This window comes from Pseudomonas parafulva NBRC 16636 = DSM 17004 (genome assembly GCF_000730645.1).
Taxonomy (GTDB): Bacteria; Pseudomonadota; Gammaproteobacteria; order Pseudomonadales; family Pseudomonadaceae; genus Aquipseudomonas; species Aquipseudomonas parafulva.
Genome location: NZ_BBIU01000004.1, coordinates 171,737 through 188,298 on the forward strand (window position 1 = coordinate 171,737; position 16,562 = coordinate 188,298).

Annotated in this window: 19 protein-coding genes; 8 read left to right on the plus strand and 11 right to left on the minus strand. The window is 63.4% G+C overall.

Annotated features, from left to right (window positions below):
• Window positions 1-235: 235 nt before the first annotated feature.
• The gene (locus PPA02S_RS02810; protein ID WP_042141217.1) at window positions 236-2,263 is read left to right on the plus strand and encodes a DUF4034 domain-containing protein; all 2,028 of its coding nucleotides are present in this window, start codon (window positions 236-238) and stop codon (window positions 2,261-2,263) included.
• Here the strand turns inward: PPA02S_RS02810 and PPA02S_RS02815 are convergent.
• Window positions 2,260-2,688, minus strand: coding sequence for a TOBE domain-containing protein (locus PPA02S_RS02815; protein WP_028632927.1), 429 nt, complete (start codon window positions 2,686-2,688; stop codon window positions 2,260-2,262). The two genes, PPA02S_RS02810 and PPA02S_RS02815, sit on opposite strands and share 4 nt — an antisense overlap.
• Before the next feature lie 26 nt (window positions 2,689-2,714).
• A complete protein-coding gene (locus PPA02S_RS02820) occupies window positions 2,715-2,978 on the minus strand; it encodes an accessory factor UbiK family protein (protein WP_028632928.1) in 264 nt (87 codons plus the stop codon).
• A 362-nt stretch (window positions 2,979-3,340) separates the two neighbouring features.
• Between PPA02S_RS02820 and glnK the strand changes: the two genes are divergently transcribed.
• The 3 genes from glnK to sutA all read left to right on the plus strand — a co-directional run bounded on the left by glnK (window position 3,341) and on the right by sutA (window position 5,820).
• Window positions 3,341-3,679 carry a P-II family nitrogen regulator gene (gene glnK / locus PPA02S_RS02830; protein WP_002555808.1) on the plus strand — a complete coding sequence of 113 codons (339 nt, stop codon included), beginning with the start codon at window positions 3,341-3,343 and terminating at the stop codon, window positions 3,677-3,679.
• Window positions 3,680-3,726: 47 nt separating this feature from the next.
• Window positions 3,727-5,058: an ammonium transporter gene (locus PPA02S_RS02835; protein WP_028632930.1), complete on the plus strand. Its 1,332-nt coding sequence runs from the start codon at window positions 3,727-3,729 to the stop codon at window positions 5,056-5,058.
• A 432-nt stretch (window positions 5,059-5,490) separates the two neighbouring features.
• Complete coding sequence (gene sutA / locus PPA02S_RS02840; RefSeq protein WP_028632931.1) at window positions 5,491-5,820, plus strand: dormancy-specific transcriptional regulator SutA; 330 nt, start codon at window positions 5,491-5,493, stop codon at window positions 5,818-5,820.
• Between the two features lie 79 nt (window positions 5,821-5,899).
• Here sutA and PPA02S_RS02845 read toward each other — a convergent pair whose 3' ends face one another.
• The 6 genes from PPA02S_RS02845 to lptM are packed head-to-tail and all read right to left on the minus strand — an operon-like array spanning window position 5,900 to window position 10,522.
• The gene (locus tag PPA02S_RS02845; RefSeq protein ID WP_028632932.1) at window positions 5,900-6,595 is read right to left on the minus strand and encodes an HAD family hydrolase; all 696 of its coding nucleotides are present in this window, start codon (window positions 6,593-6,595) and stop codon (window positions 5,900-5,902) included.
• A complete protein-coding gene (gene xerC / locus PPA02S_RS02850; RefSeq protein WP_028632933.1) occupies window positions 6,592-7,491 on the minus strand; it encodes a tyrosine recombinase XerC in 900 nt (299 codons plus the stop codon). Before xerC ends, PPA02S_RS02845 begins: the two co-directional genes overlap by 4 nt.
• Window positions 7,491-8,201, minus strand: a complete 711-nt coding sequence (locus PPA02S_RS02855; protein ID WP_028632934.1) for a DUF484 family protein — start codon at window positions 8,199-8,201, stop codon at window positions 7,491-7,493. Before PPA02S_RS02855 ends, xerC begins: the two co-directional genes overlap by 1 nt.
• A 13-nt stretch (window positions 8,202-8,214) precedes the next feature.
• Window positions 8,215-9,045, minus strand: a complete 831-nt coding sequence (gene dapF / locus PPA02S_RS02860) for a diaminopimelate epimerase (RefSeq protein WP_028632935.1) — start codon at window positions 9,043-9,045, stop codon at window positions 8,215-8,217.
• 4 nt (window positions 9,046-9,049) lie between these two features.
• Window positions 9,050-10,297 (minus strand): diaminopimelate decarboxylase, encoded by a 1,248-nt coding sequence (gene lysA, locus PPA02S_RS02865; RefSeq protein ID WP_028632936.1) that lies wholly within the window; start codon window positions 10,295-10,297, stop codon window positions 9,050-9,052.
• Window positions 10,298-10,306: 9 nt separating this feature from the next.
• Window positions 10,307-10,522, minus strand: coding sequence for an LPS translocon maturation chaperone LptM (lptM, locus tag PPA02S_RS02870; RefSeq protein WP_033727969.1), 216 nt, complete (start codon window positions 10,520-10,522; stop codon window positions 10,307-10,309).
• Between the two features lie 260 nt (window positions 10,523-10,782).
• Between lptM and cyaY the strand changes: the two genes are divergently transcribed.
• From cyaY to rnk, 3 genes are all read left to right on the plus strand, one after another.
• Window positions 10,783-11,115, plus strand: coding sequence for an iron donor protein CyaY (gene cyaY / locus PPA02S_RS02875; RefSeq protein WP_028632937.1), 333 nt, complete (start codon window positions 10,783-10,785; stop codon window positions 11,113-11,115).
• A gap of 1 nt (window position 11,116) precedes the next feature.
• On the plus strand, window positions 11,117-11,341 hold the full coding sequence (locus PPA02S_RS02880) for a DUF1289 domain-containing protein (RefSeq protein WP_028632938.1): 225 nt from the start codon (window positions 11,117-11,119) through the stop codon (window positions 11,339-11,341).
• Between the two features lie 146 nt (window positions 11,342-11,487).
• Window positions 11,488-11,898: a nucleoside diphosphate kinase regulator gene (rnk, locus tag PPA02S_RS02885; RefSeq protein ID WP_028632939.1), complete on the plus strand. Its 411-nt coding sequence runs from the start codon at window positions 11,488-11,490 to the stop codon at window positions 11,896-11,898.
• Between the two features lie 27 nt (window positions 11,899-11,925).
• Here the strand turns inward: rnk and PPA02S_RS02890 are convergent, their stop codons facing one another.
• The gene (locus PPA02S_RS02890) at window positions 11,926-14,379 is read right to left on the minus strand and encodes a class I adenylate cyclase (protein WP_080667831.1); all 2,454 of its coding nucleotides are present in this window, start codon (window positions 14,377-14,379) and stop codon (window positions 11,926-11,928) included.
• Window positions 14,380-14,546: 167 nt separating this feature from the next.
• Between PPA02S_RS02890 and PPA02S_RS02895 the strand changes: the two genes are divergently transcribed.
• Window positions 14,547-14,999: a YaiI/YqxD family protein gene (locus PPA02S_RS02895; protein WP_028632940.1), complete on the plus strand. Its 453-nt coding sequence runs from the start codon at window positions 14,547-14,549 to the stop codon at window positions 14,997-14,999.
• A gap of 36 nt (window positions 15,000-15,035) precedes the next feature.
• Here PPA02S_RS02895 and elbB read toward each other — a convergent pair whose 3' ends face one another.
• Both elbB and PPA02S_RS02905 read right to left on the minus strand, forming a co-directional pair.
• A complete protein-coding gene (elbB, locus tag PPA02S_RS02900) occupies window positions 15,036-15,695 on the minus strand; it encodes an isoprenoid biosynthesis glyoxalase ElbB (RefSeq protein ID WP_028632941.1) in 660 nt (219 codons plus the stop codon).
• Window positions 15,696-15,797: 102 nt separating this feature from the next.
• Window positions 15,798-16,382, minus strand: a complete 585-nt coding sequence (locus PPA02S_RS02905; RefSeq protein ID WP_033727970.1) for a DedA family protein — start codon at window positions 16,380-16,382, stop codon at window positions 15,798-15,800.
• Between the last annotated feature and the right edge of the window lie 180 nt (window positions 16,383-16,562).

Genomic DNA, 16,562 nt, shown 5'->3' on the forward strand with positions numbered 1-16,562 from the left:
CTAGCCCCAGTTTTCATTGGGGTTTAGCGCCTACGGCGAACGGCACGCTGCAAATGGGGTGTGTGGTACGTTCTTTTTCCAAGCCTGGGAGCCATTTGCACCTGCTCGTTTTAACCTGCAAGTGGATCCAATTATTTTGCGCGCTCGGCTGCTTTGGCTTACTGTTGCTGGGCAAACCGTCGATGCCATTGGATGGCACCGCTTCTACCTTGAAATGGACTTGAGGTATTGCTCTGTGCAAACGCTCACCCACACGCGGGAGGCGATCCGCGAGCTGGTTCAGGCCAGTGCATTCGTTGAACTCAATCGGTTTTTCGACAGCCTGGAGGCGCGTTGGCGCCAGGCCCTGCCGGGTGAATTCCCCGCCTACATGGCCGCTGTCGAGGGGCACATGCTGGTCGCCCCCGAGCAGGGCGACAGGGCGTTGAGCCAAGTCCTCAAGGCCTGGATCGATGCCTGCCCCAGGGCTTATCACCCCCAGGTGGTCATGGGTTTTCACTGCTTCAACAGGGCTCGCCAGGTGGACCAGAGTGGCACGCGCACAGCGGCGCGCTTACTGGCTGTGGAGCAGATGTGCGAGACAGCGACGGCGCACCTGTTGCGGGCAATGGCCCATTCCCGTCAACCCGCAGCGGCGGCTATCGGCATGCTGCACATCAGCGCTCACTTCCGTGAACCAGGCTGGCTCATCGAGTTGTTCCAGCACCAGCCCGCGCGCTTCAGGCCCAGCGCCAATGCCGATGTTGAAGTTCAGGAGGCAGCAGCGCCGTTGTTGGTCAGGCATGGCGTATTGCCGCTTGCAGAGCTGCCGAAAGTGCTGCCGGCTGGCTTGCAGCCGCGCGACGACGAGCCTCAGGAGGCTCCGCACCACTACTGGATGCGCCATGCCCTGGCCGCCTGGCCCGGCTGCTTCGAGGCCATCCAGGCGTATGCCCAGTACCTGTTGCCCCGTTGGGGGGGCAGCTTGCAGGCAGTGGAGCTGCTGGCCAGTGGGCCGCTGTGCGAAAACTGGAGTGAGGCGCTGCGCAACGCGCTGCGCTGGATGGCCATCGAAGACCGGCTTGTGTTACCGGCCTTCGACCAGCCGCAAACGGTCGATGATTACCAGGCATTATGCGATGCCTGGGCCAAGCGCCCGCTCAGGCCCAGGGATAACGCCGTGGTGCTGGCCTGGCGTGGCGCGCTGCGAAGCTGCGCCCTACCGGCACGTGGCGATGCCTTCGCCGATTTTGTGGCGAGCCTGGCATGTGACGCTGACATCGGGGCCATTCAGGCGCTGGGCCAGCCATTCAACCGCCTGGTGCGGGTTGCGCTGGCGAGCGGGGCGGCCAATGAGCAGGCCCTGTTGCACACGGCCATGCTGCGCCTGTGTGAAGGGCGCTCCCATGCTGCTGCCTGCGCCTTGCGGGCTGCTGCCTATCGTTTTGGCCTGTGGGGGATGGCGCGTAATGGCGAGCAGGCCAGGCACTGGCTGCAGGTCGCGGTCAGGCGCCAGCGTGCAGGCCAGGCACCAGGCTTCGAGCTTCTCGACCTGGTGCGCCTGCTGTGGTCGGCGAACCGGCACGAAGTGGCGTGCTACCTGCTGGAGCGCTGCGCCGAACTGAACCTGCGGGGCGCCGCGTTGGCGATGTTCGAGCTGCATCATGGCGACCTGGGCCACACCCCGGAACATTACCTGGACGATGAAGTGGCCGAGCGCTGGTTACAACGCGCGGTTGAGGCCGGGAGCCGGCAAGCCAAGTACCGGCTGGCCTGCCTGCGCATGCGTAGCGATGCGAACCTGCGTGACCGTACTACCATGCTGGGTGTGCGGCGGTTGTTGATCGACGCGTTGGGCCACCCGCAAACCAACGCTTGTGCACGGCTACGGCTGGGCATGCTGCTGCGCCAGTTTGGCCACGCACGGGAACGCGCCGAGGCGGTGGCCTACCTGTTGAGCCTGGTGGAACACCCGGACTCGTGGATCGCTGCCCGGGCCAGCGCCGAACTGGGCCTGGCCTGGATGCAGGGGCGTGGCACCCGCAGGCAAAGCCGCTATGCCGCCATCGAGTGGGTCAACCATGCTGCCACCCTGCAGCCGGGCGATTCCGTGATCGAGCACATCCACGCCGAAGTGCTCAATTCGAACAACCGGGTAAAGACCCTGTTCACTCAGTGTGGTGCGGCCCTGTTCCGTGGCCACCTGCGCCCCGGGGAGCTGCCGCCAAAGGCCGCCCCGCACGCCTTCGCCAGGCGCCTTGAGCGGCCCTTCCAGCCACTTTAGGGCTTGGTGCCGAGGATGATGTGCGATGCCTTGATCAACGCGGTCGCTTTCACGCCTGGCGCCAGGCCCAGCTCCTGCACGGCTTCGCGGGTCACGATCGCATACACCTCGGTGCCCCCGGATAGCTTCAGCACAACCTCGGCGTTTACGGCACCGTCGCCCACCCGCACCACTTCACCTTCAAGTGCGTTGCGGGCCGATAGTTTGTAACCCGCCGCGTCGGTGAGCAGCACCACCCAAGGGGCTTTCACCAGTGCCACGGCCTGCTTGCCGACGTTGATGTTCAGGTTGTGCAGGCTGGTCATGGTGACCACCGCTACCAGTTTCTCGCCGCCGGCCAGGGTAAGTTCCACTTCAGCGTTGACCGCACCGGGTTGAACACTGCTGACTTTGCCTTCGAACGTATTGCGGGCACTGACTTTCATCGCGTTGACTCTCCTTGGACGGCGGGTTAATCGGGGCGGTTCGGGGACAGCCTTGCCTCTAGCTCGCTCACCTGTTGCTCAAGGGCCTCCAGACGCGCCCGGGTGCGGGCCAGTACCACCATCTGGCTGTCGAATTCTTCGCGGCTGACCAGGTCGAGCTTGCTGAAGGCACCCTGCATGAGCACCTTGAACTGGCTTTCGAGTTCGGCGCGGGGCTGGTTGGTATCGCTGTTGAACAGGCGCGAGGCCTGATCGCTCAGGGCATCGAGGAGGGCTTTGGGCGCGAGCATGAGGCTGTCCACTGCAATTGAATGATGGCAGCCAGTGTATCACGCAGCCCTGAACGGCCGGACGCACCCACCGGCTGCACATTTTTCGCGCAGGGGGTCGGCGCCAGGCGCACCGAAAGGGTGCGCCCCACCCATGCTGGCGACTGGCCAATGCCTGGCATGAAGCATAACGTGCTGTTTTTCCAGGGTTTGCCTGACCTGGCAAGGTTTCTGCAATGACATGATCGAGCCATGCACTGATGCAGTTCCTTGTGACCAGGCGGCGCGCATGCCGACGACGCGTTACAAAGCCAACCGCTGCGCTTAGACTTGAGACGGGTTTGTTTTCCTGGGGCAAGTCCACCAAATCGGGAGAGAGTTTCATGAAGCTAGTCACAGCCATCATCAAGCCGTTCAAGCTGGACGACGTGCGCGAGTCACTGTCGGAAATCGGCGTGCAGGGCATCACCGTCACCGAGGTCAAAGGCTTCGGCCGGCAGAAGGGTCACACCGAGCTGTATCGGGGTGCCGAATATGTGGTCGATTTCCTGCCCAAGGTGAAGATCGATGTCGCCATCGACGACAAGGACCTTGATCGGGTAATCGAAGCCATCACCAAGGCGGCCAACACCGGCAAGATCGGTGACGGCAAGATCTTCGTGGTGAATCTGGAGCAGGCGATCCGTATTCGTACCGGCGAAACCGATACCGACGCGATCTAAAGCAACAACAAAGCCTCACCAAACCCAACGCCCCAGGAGAAAACAACATGACTCTGCGTAAGATCGCAGGGCTAGGAGCCCTTTTGTCCTTCGTAATGCCCGGGCTGGCCCTGGCAGAAGAAGCTGCGCCCGTGCTCAACTCCGGCGACACCGCCTGGATGCTGACCGCCACGGCGCTGGTGCTGTTCATGACCATCCCCGGCCTGGCCCTGTTCTACGGCGGCATGGTGCGTTCCAAGAACCTGCTGTCGGTGATGATGCAGTGCTTTGCAATCACCGGCCTGATGAGCATCCTCTGGGTCGTCTACGGCTACAGCATCGCGTTCGATACCACCGGTATGGAAAAAGGCGTGCTCAACTTCAATTCCTTTGTGGGCGGCCTCTCCAAGGCCTTCCTCAATGGCGTCACACCCGACCACCTGACCTCGGCCACCGCGCTGTTCCCTGAAGCGGTGTTCATCACCTTCCAGATGACCTTCGCCATCATCACCCCGGCGCTGATCGTGGGTGCATTCGCTGAGCGCATGAAGTTCTCCGCCATGCTCGTGTTCATGGCCATCTGGTTCACGCTGGTGTATGCCCCAATCGCCCACATGGTATGGAGCGGTGACGGCGCGCTGATGTGGGACTGGGGCGTACTGGACTTCGCTGGCGGCACGGTCGTGCACATCAATGCGGGTATCGCTGGCCTGGTCTGCTGCCTAGTGCTGGGCAAGCGCAAAGGCTACCCCACCACCCCCATGGCGCCGCACAACCTTGGCTATACGCTGATGGGTGCAGCCATGCTGTGGATCGGCTGGTTCGGCTTCAACGCAGGCTCTGCCGCCGCGGCCAATGGCACTGCCGGCATGGCCATGCTGGTTACCCAGATTGCCACCGCTGCTGCAGCGCTGGGCTGGATGTTTGCCGAGTGGGTCGGCCACGGCAAGCCAAGCGCCCTGGGCATCGCGTCGGGCGTAGTGGCCGGCTTGGTAGCCATCACGCCGGCTGCAGGTACCGTGGGCCCAATGGGCGCCCTGGTGATCGGCCTGGCCTCGGGTGTGATCTGCTACTTCTGCGCAACCAGCCTCAAGCGCAAGCTCGGCTATGACGATTCGCTCGACGCCTTTGGCGTCCACGGTATCGGCGGCATTGTTGGCGCCATGCTTACCGGTGTGTTTGCAGCCCCGGCACTGGGTGGCTTCGGCGCTGTGACCGACATCGGCATGCAGGTGTGGATCCAGGCCAAGGGCGTGATCTTCACCGTGGCCTACACCGCCATCGTCACCTACGTGATCCTCAAGGTGCTGGACCTGGTGATGGGTCTGCGGGTCAACGAAGAAGAAGAGTCGGTCGGCCTCGACCTGGCTCAGCACAACGAGCGTGGTTACAACCTGTAACTGCCGCCCTGTAAAAACTTGCCCGGCTTGCCGGGCATTTTTTTGCCAATTTTTTAGCTTTTCCTGCATGGCAAACGGTTTATCTCACACGTTCGCCACGTAGGCATAAAACTTACAGATTAAGGCGCATTCATGGCGCTTTGCTTTTTCTGCGGGCGCGCTAGAATGCGCGCCGAAGGGTGTTGGACGCGAAGCGCCCACGCTTCACCAGCCTTTGCTAGGCTTGCCAGTGGCGGGTAGCCAGCATGGGTTGCAAGTTATGTCGAGGCCTTGCCATCAGCAGGGCCTGCCGGGCACCGCCTTCCCATCAGGGGTGCGGGCCCAGGGGCAGTGGCCCATATCCCACGGCCAGTTGAATTTTCACCAGTGGCTGCCGGTCTACGGCTGCATTGGTCTCTAACTAACCTGCTTTTGCAAGTCATGAGGTAGAACATGAGCGACGACGATCTGGAAAATGATGACCTCGAGGTCGGTGACGAAGAAGAAGGCGATGAAGGCCTTGAAGCAGCCGCTGACGACGTTGCCGAAGATGCAGGCGACGACGACAGCAGCCCGGCACCTGCCGCCAAAGGCAAGTCGAAGACTGCTGTCTCGGTAGACGAGATGCCCAGCCTGGAAGCCAAGCAGAAGGAACGCGATGCCCTGGCCAAGGCCATGGAAGAGTTCCTGGCGCGCGGCGGCAAGGTTCAGGAAGTAGAGGCCAACGTGGTCGCCGACCCGCCCAAGAAGCCAGACAACAAGTACGGTAGCCGCCCTATCTGAGCGGTTGCGTACTCAAAAGCCCGCCGTCGCTGCGGGCTTTTTTGTGGGTGGTTGTTTTTTGCTGGAAGGGTAGGGCTTGTCAGGCCCAGCGGGAGAGGATGCCGGGTAGCTGGGACAGCTGCTGGATTTCCGCATCCGGCGCCCGCTCGCCTGCCCAGGGCTTGCCCTGCGGGTTGAACCACACGGCGCGCAGCCCGGCGCGCTGGGCACCGGCAATATCGTCGCCAGGGTGGTCGCCGACGTGCACAGCGGCACTGGCCGTCGCCTCGCCCCGGCGCAGGGCCTCAAGAAACGGCGCCGGGTCGGGCTTGCCGATGCCGAGGTCTTCAGCGCATAGGGCAAAGCGGAAGTAGTCCGCCAGCCCCAGCCGGCTGACGTCGGCATTGCCATTGGTCACCACACCCAGGGTGTAGTGCTGGCGCAAGGCTTCGAGCATCGGCTGCACCTCCGGGAAGATTTCGACCTGGTGCCGGGCATGCAGGAATACCTCGAAACCCTCGTTGGCCAGTGCCAGGGCCTGCTGGTCGCTGTAGCCCACCTCTTGCAGGGCGTGCGTAAGCACCTTTCTGCGCAAGGCACTGATGCGATGCTTCAGGCCAGGTTCGGCCTGCACCAGGCGCTCGCGAATGGCGAACAGATGCTCCACCGGCACGCTGCCCAGGGTCGGGGCGTTGGCTTCCAGCCAGTCGCGCAGCACCACTTCTGCGCTGGCGATCACCGGTGCGGTGTCCCACAGGGTGTCGTCGAGGTCGAACGTGATCAGCTTGATGCTCATGAGTCGCTGCCTTTGCTGCGTTTGGCCCTGGGGTGGGCGCTGTCGTACACCGTGGCCAGGTGCTGGAAGTCCAGGTGGGTATAGATCTGCGTGGTACCGATGTCGGCATGGCCGAGCATCTCCTGCACCGCCCGCAGGTCTTGGGAGGACTCGAGAACATGGCTGGCGAAGGAATGGCGAAGCATGTGCGGGTGAAGGTGCTGGCCCAGCTCGCGCTCACCCGCTGCTTTTACCCGCAGTTGCACCGCCCGGGCGCTGATGCGGTTGCCCTGACGGGTAATGAACACGGCCCGGTCCCGAGGGTTGCCGATGCCGCGCAGGCGATACCAGGCCTGCAATGCCTCGCGGGCCTTGCGCCCCACGGGCAATAGCCGGGCCTTGCCCCCTTTGCCCAGGACCTGTACCAGGCCACCGGCAAGGTCGATATGGTCGAGGTCGAGCTGGGTCAGTTCGGAAAGCCGCAGGCCCGAGGAATAGAACAGCTCGAGCATGGCCTGGTCGCGCCGGGCGATGAAATCGTCATCAACCCCGCCATCCAGTAATTGCAGGGCGCGGTCGGTGTCCAGCACCTTGGGCAGCCGGCGCTCGCCCTTGGGGGCACTCAGGCCATTGGCCGGGTCATGCTGGCAAATGCCTTCACGGTTGAGGTAGCGGTACAGGCCCCTCACCGCCGACAGCAGGCGTGCCAGGCTGCGCGAAGACTGGCCCTGGTGATGCTGCCTGGCGACCAGCTGGCGCAGTTGCTGGATCTGCAAGGCTGGCCAGCCGGCGATGCCGTGCTGGTTGCAGTAGGCAATGACCTTTTCCAGGTCGCGACGGTAGGCCAGCAGCGTGTGCTCGGACACCTGGCGCTCGTTGCGCAGGTGCGCGCAATAAGCCTCCAGCGCGTGGTTCATCAGCGTACCGGGCGCAAGGTCTGGCTGACGCGGGGCACCACCCGGCCCAGCACCTCGGCGATGTAGCCAAGGAACAACGTGCCGACGCTGCTCTTGTAGTGCTGCGGGTCGCGGCTGCCGATGGCCAGCACCCCATGCAGGCCCTGGTACTCAAGGGCGGCCACGGCGCTGGAGCCTACTTCCCGGCGTTGTTCTTCACCAAAAAGAAACGCCAGTTCGTGTTCGCGCAGGTTGCCGCAGACCGTTTTGCCGCCACCGAGCAGGGCGCCTATGGCCTGCTGGGCCTCGGCATTGCTGACCCAGCGGCCCACCGGTGCGACGTTGTCGCCAAACAGGATAAGGCTGACGAAGGGCACCTGAAATTCCTGGCGCAGGCTGTCTTCGACCACCATCACCACTTCTTCCAGGTTGCCGGCATCGAGCAGGTCGAGAATCAGCCGGCGGGTTTTGTCGAACAGGCGGTCGTTGTCGCGTGCCACATCCATCAGCTGCGACAAGCGGTGGCGCATCTCGATATTACGGTCGCGCAGCAGTTTGAGCTGCCGTTCTACCAGCGAAACGCTATCGCCGCGCTGGTGCGGGATGTGCTGCTCCACCAGCAGTTCGTCGTGCTCGGCGAAGAAGGTGGGGTGGTCCCGCAGGTAGGCGACCACCGCTTCGGCATCGAGGTCAGCGGACTGCTTGGGTACAACCTTGGGCTGATCGGTCATGACGGTTACTCGCTTAAAGTCGAACCTGTCCTTCGTAAACCCGTACAGCCGGGCCAGTCATCAGCACGGGCTTGCCTGGGCCTGCCCATTCGATGTGCAAGCGGCCGCCCGGAAGCTCCAGCGATACCGGGGAATCCATCCAGCCCTGGCTGATGGCGGCTACCGCAGCGGCGCAAGCGCCGGTGCCGCACGCCTGGGTTTCCCCGGCACCGCGTTCCCACACGCGCAGCCTGGCGCGATGGCGGTCGAGCACCTGCAGGAAGCCGGCATTGACCCGCTGCGGGAAGCGTGGGTGGTGCTCGATCTTCGGCCCCAGTTGATGCACAGGCGCGGCCTGCACGTCATCCACACGCAGCACGGCATGGGGGTTACCCATGGACACGGCGGCAACGGCATGCACCTGGCCGTCGACTTCCAGCGGGTAGCTCAGGGCCTGCTCATCGGCAATGAACGGGATATCGGCAGGGATGAACCGGGGTGGCCCCATGTCGACGCTCACTTGGCCATCTTGCTGGATGTCCAGCACGATGATGCCGCTTTTGGTTTCCACGCGGATACGCTTCTTGGCGGTCAGGCGCTTGTCCAGCACGAAGCGGGCGAAGCAGCGCGCACCATTGCCGCACTGTTCCACTTCGGAGCCGTCGGCATTGAAGATACGGTAGCGGAAATCCACTTCAGGGTTGTTCGGGGCTTCGACGATGAGCAACTGGTCGAAGCCGATACCGGTGTGCCGGTCACCCCACTGCTTGGCGTGCTTGGGCTGAATGTGTGCGTGCTGGCTGACCAGGTCCAGGACCATGAAGTCATTGCCCAGCCCATGCATCTTGGTAAAGCGCAGCAGCATGGGCTTACTCCGGCAGCAGGCTTTCGCCAGCATACAATTCGGCGATGGTTTCGCGGCGGCGTACTTCGAATGCCTGGTCGCCGTCGACCAGGATTTCCGCGCAACGGCCACGGGTGTTGTAGTTGGAACTCATGACAAAACCATAGGCGCCCGCCGACTGCACCGCCAGCAGGTCACCCTCGGCCAGGTTCAGCATGCGGTCCTTGCCCAGGAAGTCGCCGGTTTCGCAGATGGGGCCCACCAGGTCATAGGGGCGGCCTTCACCGTGGCGCGGTTTGACCGCATCGATACCCATCCACGCCTGGTACAGGGCCGGGCGGATCAGGTCGTTCATGGCCGCATCGATGATGGCGAAGTCCTTGTGCTCGGTGTGCTTGAGGTATTCCACCCGGGTCAGCAGCACGCCGGCATTGGCCACGATGTAGCGGCCCGGCTCGAACACCAACGCCAGGTCCCGTTCGCCCACGCGTTCGCGAATGGCCTTGATGTAGTCGGCCACCTGTGGCGGCTGCTCATCACGGTAGCGCACGCCCACGCCACCGCCCAGGTCCAGGTGGCGCAAGTGGATGCCGCACTCGGCCAGGCGGTCAACCAGCACCAGCAGGCGGTCCAGCGCGTCGAGGAACGGTTCCACGGTGGTCAGCTGGGAGCCGATGTGGCAGTCGACACCCACCACGTCCAGGTTCGGCAACTGTGCAGCGCGCACGTAGATGGCTTCGGCATCGGCGATGGCGATACCGAACTTGTTTTCCTTGAGGCCGGTGGAGATGTACGGGTGGGTGCCCGCGTCCACGTCGGGGTTTACCCGCAAGGAAACCGGCGCCACCTTGCCCATCTCGGCCGCCACCACTTGCAGGCGCTCCAGCTCGTCGGTGGACTCCACATTGAAGCAGTGCACGCCCACTTCCAGGGCCCGCCGCATGTCTTCGCGGGTTTTGCCGACACCGGAAAACACCACGCGATCAGCCCGCCCGCCCGCAGCCAGTACACGCTCCAGTTCGCCACCGGAAACGATATCGAAGCCAGCGCCCAGGCGTGCCAGCACGTTCAGCACACCCAGGTTGGAGTTGGCTTTGACCGCGAAGCACACCAGGTGCTGACTGCCTTGCAGGGCATCGGTATAGCTGTGGTACTGGGCTTCGATGTGCGCCCGCGAGTACACGTAGGTCGGCGTGCCATGGCGTTCGGCGATGGCCGACAGCGACACACCTTCCGCGAACAGCTCACCGTCGCGGTAGTTGAAAGCGTTCATCTGATTCCCTTACTGCTCTGGCGATTGCTCAGGCTCCGACTGCACGTCAGGCTGTTGCTCTTCGGTCGGGGCGGGCTTGGCTTTGCTCTGGTGCTGGTGCGACTTGTGCACATCCTTGCCGTCCTTGCCGTCATCTGGCAGGTACAGTGGGCCTTTCTGGCCGCATGCGGAAACGAGGCAGGCAACAGCGACCAGCGCCGCGAGGGAGGAAATCAGGCGCTTCATGGGTGAAATCCTTAAAAAATGCAATATTGCGCCGGAGTATACCGAGCGACCGGCGCCTTGCCTATGCGAGGGCCTGGCAGCCCCAAGCGGCAAGCTACGAGCTACAAGCGGCAAGAAAAAGCTGGCCGGTGTACGCTGAGCCTTTTCTTGCCGCTTGTGGCTTGCAGCTTGCAGCTTCCAATCTGCCGCTTGCGGCGGGCGCTTGGCGCCCGTATCTTGCCCGGCTTGCCTGTCATGCAGCCAATTTCGAGGTTCCTGCAATGAGTTTGACTGAAGCGCGTTTCCACGACCTGGTCGATGCGACCCAACAGGCGCTGGAAGACCTGTTCGACGAGAGCGGCATGGACCTGGACATGGAAAACTCCGCAGGCGTGCTGACCATCACGTTCGAAAACGGCAGCCAGCTGATCTTCAGCCGGCAGGAGCCCCTGCGCCAGCTGTGGCTGGCCGACCGCTCCGGCGGTTTCCACTTCGATTACGACGAAGAGAGCGGCAAGTGGGTGTGTGAAAAGAGCGAGGAGCTGCTAGGCGAAATGCTCGAGCGCATCGTCTGGGAGCGGGCGGGCGAAAAGCTGGACTTCGAAGAGATCTGACATGAGCACCCCCCAGGCCCGGCCGCCCAAGCCGCTTTACAGCAACGTCAGCCCCGCCGTGCCGTCGCCGTGCATCAGCGTGTGCCGGCTGGATGAACAGCGCGTCTGCACCGGCTGCCACCGCCACGTGGAGCATATCCGTGAGTGGCGTTCGGCCGATGACCACCGCCGCCGGCAGATCTGCCGCGAGGCGCAGAGCCTGCGCGATCAGGCAAAGGCACAGTGACCGCAAGGGCTTGAGTATTTGCCCGGCTGTGGTAGTGTCGGGTTCTGCGTCGGTGACGCCAAAGCCTGTACAAACCCCGCCCTTGGGCGGGGTTTTGCTTTATCTGTGCATCGAAAATTGCCTGTTCAAAGGAGTCTGACTGGATCATGAGCACCAAGCCTTCCCTCATCCTCACCCGTTTGGACGTACAGCGTCTGGAGCGTCTTATCGACAGCCTCGACGAAAGTACGCCGGGCGTGCTTGCCCTGATGGGCGAGCTGGACCGCGCCGAACAGGTGGTCGGTCACGAGGACGTACCTGCCGGCGTGGTGACCATGAATTCGCGGGTGCACTGCCGTGAAGAAGCCAGCGGCAAGGACTATCACCTCACCCTGGTGTACCCCAAGGATGCCGGTCCAGATGGCAAGGTTTCGATTCTGGCACCCATTGGTTGCGCCTTGCTGGGGCTTTCTGTTGGCGAACAGATCGACTGGCCCGCGCCCGGGGGCAAAACCCTCAAGCTGAAGCTGCTGGAAGTCGAGTACCAGCCCGAAGCGGCAGGTGATTTCGACCTCTGAGCGGGCTGGGGCTTCACGCCCTCATGGCTACAGAGGCACGTAGTGAATGTCGGGCACAGCGTTACGGCCGTGCAACAGCGGATGCAAAACGCGCTGGAGCTCGCGCGGCAGTTCGGCGTCGTCTTGCACCGGCAGGCGGTGGTGCCACAGGGCATTGCACTCATCCAGCACATGCACCTCTACCACGCCGCCCAGCAGCCTGTGGAACACCTGAATGCAGCCAGGGCGGCCTTGTTTCAGCGCCAGCGCAAGGTCCGTGCCTTGCAGGGCGTTGGGGTCCAGGTGCAGGGGGCTGTAACGGTTGCGTGGTTGCCCCAGGCAGGCCAGCAGTTCGTCATGCCCGGCCAGGCTGGTGAGGCTGGCGTCACCCGGCAGCAGCTCCAGCACATGGGTGTAGTGCGCTACCTGCAACAGGTAGCGACAGGGCAGCCCCTGCTGATGCAGGCCTTGAACCGTATCGAACACTTCCTGGATGCGCTGGCGAATGGCCTGGGCGCGGTTCTGGCAAAAGCAGTGCACCCGTAGACCCGGCCGGTGATTCGCGCGCGCGGGCCTGGCGAGATGGTCGCGCAGGCAGCGCGCCAGCGCGTGCTCACCTTCGTATCGCGCCACCAGCACTTCGCCCCAGGTGTTGACGGTTACCTGGTCCACCGTCAGCACGAGGTTCTCACGTACGCCGCCATAGCTGAGCGAATCGGTGCGTTCGGTCGTCAGGGTGATGTCCAGGTCGCGGTGATGGGGCAAGGGGTCCAGCGCGACGTTTACCAGCAGCAGAATCTGGTCGGCCACACTGGGTTGCAGCAGATGGACCTCGCTGGCGGGGGGCATTGGCAGGCTGATGAGTGCCCGCAAGCAGCCCAGCAGCGCGGACAGCTCCGGCTCTGCCAGGTCGCTGGCCCCCGGCTGGATGGCCAGCCGGGTGCTGCTGTCGATCACGCCGTTGCAATGCGCCCAGGCCAGCAGGGGCAATAGGTGCCGGTCGTGCCGGAGGGGGCTGGCAAGCTCCATGTCGTAGGTGCTGAGGTTGTCGCGGTAAAGCGCCCAGCGGTGGCTGCCGGGCGCCTTGCCATCGGGTTCCTGGGCCAGTGTCAGGAGGCTCTCGGCAAGGTCCTGCACGCTGCCCGGGTTGATCACTTCTACCTTGCCGGCACGGCGCTCGAAGGCTGCGCGAAGTCGCCGGCCAAGCACGTTGAGGTCGCGCTGGTCGGCACGGCTCGCCGCATTGCGCGCACGGGCGAAGTGGCTGAGAAAGCGGTAGCTGCCGCTCAGTTCGGCCACCAGTTCGCGCCGCTCTAGGGTAGCCTGCTGCACCTTCCATAGCGGGCGGCTGTCAAGCAAGGCGAGCTGCCGCTGGCCCCAACCCCATTCGTCGGTCAGCCGCTGCATCAACCTGCGCTGCCAACCACTTGCCCGGGATTTGTCGCTGAGTTTTCTGTTTACCTTCAAATACAGGCTGCGCCGTACCAATTCCAGGCGAGCAGGTTGCCCGCGTTGCAGCAGGTAGCGTTCGATGCGTCGGTACATCATCACGTACGGGTCCAGCGCGTCCAGGTCGGTCTGGTTGGCGAACACGGCCGCTTTGTATTCCAGGCTCAGGCAGGGCTGGGTGGCATGTTCACTGGCGTAGACCTCAATCAATAGCAGCTTGAGCAGCGACTTGTGGGGCGAGTCTATGCCCTTGAACAATTGCCACAGGCCGGCGCCGACGAACTCTTGGGCAGGCAATTGCGCCAGATGGCCAAGGTCGAGGGTTTCCTGGTCGGGGATGAAGCGTTTGCCCAGCAGGGCCTGGGTGTAGCCAGCGTAATTGCCTTCCTGGTCCACCGGTACCAGCCACCACACGGGGATGCGCCCAGCCAGCCAGATGGCAGTGCGGTAGAATTCGTCCAGCAGCAGGTAGTGCTGGGTAGTGCCGCAATCGTCCGAGCCCAGTTGGCCGGTGCGTTGGCCCTGTGCGAACGCTTGGGTATCGATCAGAAAGCAGTGCGCCTCGGCACCCAGGCCGGCTGCCCAGGCCTCCAGCAACTGGCACTTGCAGCGCAGGGCTTGCAGCGCCTCGGGCTGCAGATCCGCGGCGTGGCATACCCAGAAGTCCATGTCACTTTGCTCGGCCTGGGCCAGCGAGCCCAGGCTGCCGATCAGGAACAGCCCCTGTATCGGGCGTGGCGAAGAATTTTCACGGGGCTTGGTGCTGAATGAACGGGCCAGGCGCTGGGCCTCGGCCACCTGTGCGGCACTCGGTTCGAAGCCGCACACGCCGGCGGGCGTATTGCCAGAGATGTACCCCGGCAGCAGGGGATGATTGACGTGCAGCAGCAGCGGTAGCAGCGTAAGCACCTGCTGCTGGCGCGTGGACAGGCCCTCTGTTGCGCGCAGTAACCGGCCCTGATTGATGTGCATGAAACGCCCACGCAACGTCGACAAGAGCTTGCGATCAATCCCTTGGTCCAGGTCAAGGCGGATTTCGTGGGGGTGGTTCATGGGGCGCTCGGCAGGCCGGTTGGGCTGCAGCGAGTTTAGCCTTACCCGCGGTGCCTCAGCAGCATTATCGGAATATTGGCGTCATTTGCCCGTCGGTTGCTCGGCAATTACTGCTTTGCACAGGCTTGCTGCATGATGGGCGGGTCAAGTTGAGTGTGAGGTTTCTGATGAGAGTGTGGATCGATGCAGACGCCTGCCCCAAGGCAGCCAAGGATCTGATCGTGAAATTTGCCCTCAAACGCAAGTTCGAGGTGGTGATGGTGGCGGGCCAGGCTGTGGCCAAACCGGCGTTTTCGCTGGTGAAGCTGATCGTGGTGCCCAGCGGCCCTGATGCGGCCGACGATTACCTGGTTGAACACGCCACGCCGGGCGAGTTGGTTATCTGCAGCGACGTGCCCTTGGCCGACCGCCTGGTGAAGAAGGGCGTGGCGGCGCTGGACCCGCGTGGGCGCGAGTTCGACGAGCGCAACATGGGCGACCGGTTGGCAGCACGTAACCTGTTCACCGAACTGCGCGAACAGGGCCAGGCGGGGGGAGGGCAGCCGCCCTACGCCGAGCGCGACAAACAGGCGTTCGCCAACGCGCTGGACCGCATCATCGCCCGCCTGTCCAAGGCCTGAGCCGACGGCGCTGCGCCAGGCCCTGCGAGCCTGGGTTTACTCGTGGGTCAGTTCCAGCACCCGGTCCACCAGCTTGTAGATGCCCCCGGCTGCGTCGCTGATGGTCTTGGCCGACATGTAGGCCGGGGTCGTCACCAGCTTGCGCTGCACGTCTTCGACGATGTCGTGTACGTCGCACTCTTCATGGGTACCGCCCATCTTCACCACGGCGGCGGCGGTATCGGCATCGGTACCGATGGTGCACACCACGCCAGGCCCGTAGATCTTGGCCGCCAGCGCCGGCGAAATGCAGATCAGGCCAACCGGCTTGCAGGCGGCCGCGAACGCTTCGGCCAGGGCCAGTACGTCTGCGTTGACGCTGCAGTCCGCCCCGTCAGCCGCGAAGGTGGACAGGTTCTTGGCCGCCCCGAAGCCGCCCGGCACGATGAGCGCGTCGAAGTCCTCGGCCTTGGCCTCGCGGATATCCTTCACCTCACCGCGGGCAATGCGCGCCGACTCCACCAGCACGTTCCGCGATTCGGGCATCTCTTCGCCCGTCAGGTGGTTGATGACGTGCAGTTGGGCGATGTCCGGGGCAAAGCACTGTACCTGCGCACCACGCTGGTCGAGGCGCAGGAGGGTGATCACGCTTTCGTGGATTTCTGCGCCGTCATACACGCCGCAACCGGAAAGAATCACCGCTACTTTTTTTGTCATGCTCATTTCTCCAGGGTCGATGCGCTCGATACCCGCCAGCCTGGCAGCGCTGCCCAGCGCGGGGACGTCCTGCTTGGTTGGATTGCGCGGGCGCGCGGGTGTTCAGTCCTGCGACTCGCGCGCGGCCCGGCGTTCTGCCCGCAGCGTGCGGAAGCGCCTGCGCAGCCACAGCCCCACACCCAGCACCAGCAAGGCACCCAGCACCCACAGCTCGTAACGTTTGATGTTGCCCAGCAGGCCTTCGAGAATGGCGCCGAAGTGGTAGGCCGCAGCACCCAGGGCCACTGCCCAGATGGCTGCACCAATGCCGTTGAGCAGCAGGTAGCGCCGTGGCGGGTAGCCAGACAGGCCAATGGCTACCGGCATGACCGTGCGCAGGCCGTAGACAAAACGGAAGCTCAGCACCCAGATGTCCGGGTGGCGGCGGATGTGGTCCAGGGCCCGGTCGCCCATGGCCTGCCAGCGTGGCTTGCGTGCCAGGATCTTGCGCCCGTGACGCCGGCCCATGAAGTACCACAGCTGGTCCCCGGCATAGCTGCCCAGAAAGGCCACCAGGCACACGAGCTTGATATCCATATAACCGCGGAACGCAAGAAAACCTGCAAGCACCAGAATGGTCTCGCCTTCGAAGAAGGTGCCTAGAAAAAGGGCAAAGTAGCCGAAATCCTGCAGGAATTGTTGGAGCATTTTCTGAGGTGCTGGCGAAATGAACGCGCAGCCTACCCCTTCGTGGGCATTCGGGAAAGTGTCCAAATGTGTCTCGACGTGAACAATGCCTACAAGGACAATGCCTGATGCTACGCGCCATGCCTTGCCCTGTTATGTAACACAGGCGTCATAATGGGCGCTTATCTTGCCGCTCAATTG

Bases quoted from the DNA above. Each gene is read 5' to 3' on its own strand.
- PPA02S_RS02815 (WP_028632927.1), bottom strand. From the start codon at position 2,688: ATGAAAGTCAGTGCCCGCAATACGTTCGAAGGCAAAGTCAGCAGTGTT.
- PPA02S_RS02820 (WP_028632928.1), bottom strand. From the start codon at position 2,978: ATGCTCGCGCCCAAAGCCCTCCTCGATGCCCTGAGCGATCAGGCCTCG.
- glnK (WP_002555808.1), top strand. From the start codon at position 3,341: ATGAAGCTAGTCACAGCCATCATCAAGCCGTTCAAGCTGGACGACGTG.
- PPA02S_RS02835 (WP_028632930.1), top strand. From the start codon at position 3,727: ATGACTCTGCGTAAGATCGCAGGGCTAGGAGCCCTTTTGTCCTTCGTA.
- sutA (WP_028632931.1), top strand. From the start codon at position 5,491: ATGAGCGACGACGATCTGGAAAATGATGACCTCGAGGTCGGTGACGAA.
- PPA02S_RS02845 (WP_028632932.1), bottom strand. From the start codon at position 6,595: ATGAGCATCAAGCTGATCACGTTCGACCTCGACGACACCCTGTGGGAC.
- xerC (WP_028632933.1), bottom strand. From the start codon at position 7,491: ATGAACCACGCGCTGGAGGCTTATTGCGCGCACCTGCGCAACGAGCGC.
- PPA02S_RS02855 (WP_028632934.1), bottom strand. From the start codon at position 8,201: ATGACCGATCAGCCCAAGGTTGTACCCAAGCAGTCCGCTGACCTCGAT.
- dapF (WP_028632935.1), bottom strand. From the start codon at position 9,045: ATGCTGCTGCGCTTTACCAAGATGCATGGGCTGGGCAATGACTTCATG.
- lysA (WP_028632936.1), bottom strand. From the start codon at position 10,297: ATGAACGCTTTCAACTACCGCGACGGTGAGCTGTTCGCGGAAGGTGTG.
- lptM (WP_033727969.1), bottom strand. From the start codon at position 10,522: ATGAAGCGCCTGATTTCCTCCCTCGCGGCGCTGGTCGCTGTTGCCTGC.
- cyaY (WP_028632937.1), top strand. From the start codon at position 10,783: ATGAGTTTGACTGAAGCGCGTTTCCACGACCTGGTCGATGCGACCCAA.
- PPA02S_RS02880 (WP_028632938.1), top strand. From the start codon at position 11,117: ATGAGCACCCCCCAGGCCCGGCCGCCCAAGCCGCTTTACAGCAACGTC.
- rnk (WP_028632939.1), top strand. From the start codon at position 11,488: ATGAGCACCAAGCCTTCCCTCATCCTCACCCGTTTGGACGTACAGCGT.
- PPA02S_RS02890 (WP_080667831.1), bottom strand. From the start codon at position 14,379: ATGAACCACCCCCACGAAATCCGCCTTGACCTGGACCAAGGGATTGAT.
- PPA02S_RS02895 (WP_028632940.1), top strand. From the start codon at position 14,547: ATGAGAGTGTGGATCGATGCAGACGCCTGCCCCAAGGCAGCCAAGGAT.
- elbB (WP_028632941.1), bottom strand. From the start codon at position 15,695: ATGACAAAAAAAGTAGCGGTGATTCTTTCCGGTTGCGGCGTGTATGAC.
- PPA02S_RS02905 (WP_033727970.1), bottom strand. From the start codon at position 16,382: ATGCTCCAACAATTCCTGCAGGATTTCGGCTACTTTGCCCTTTTTCTA.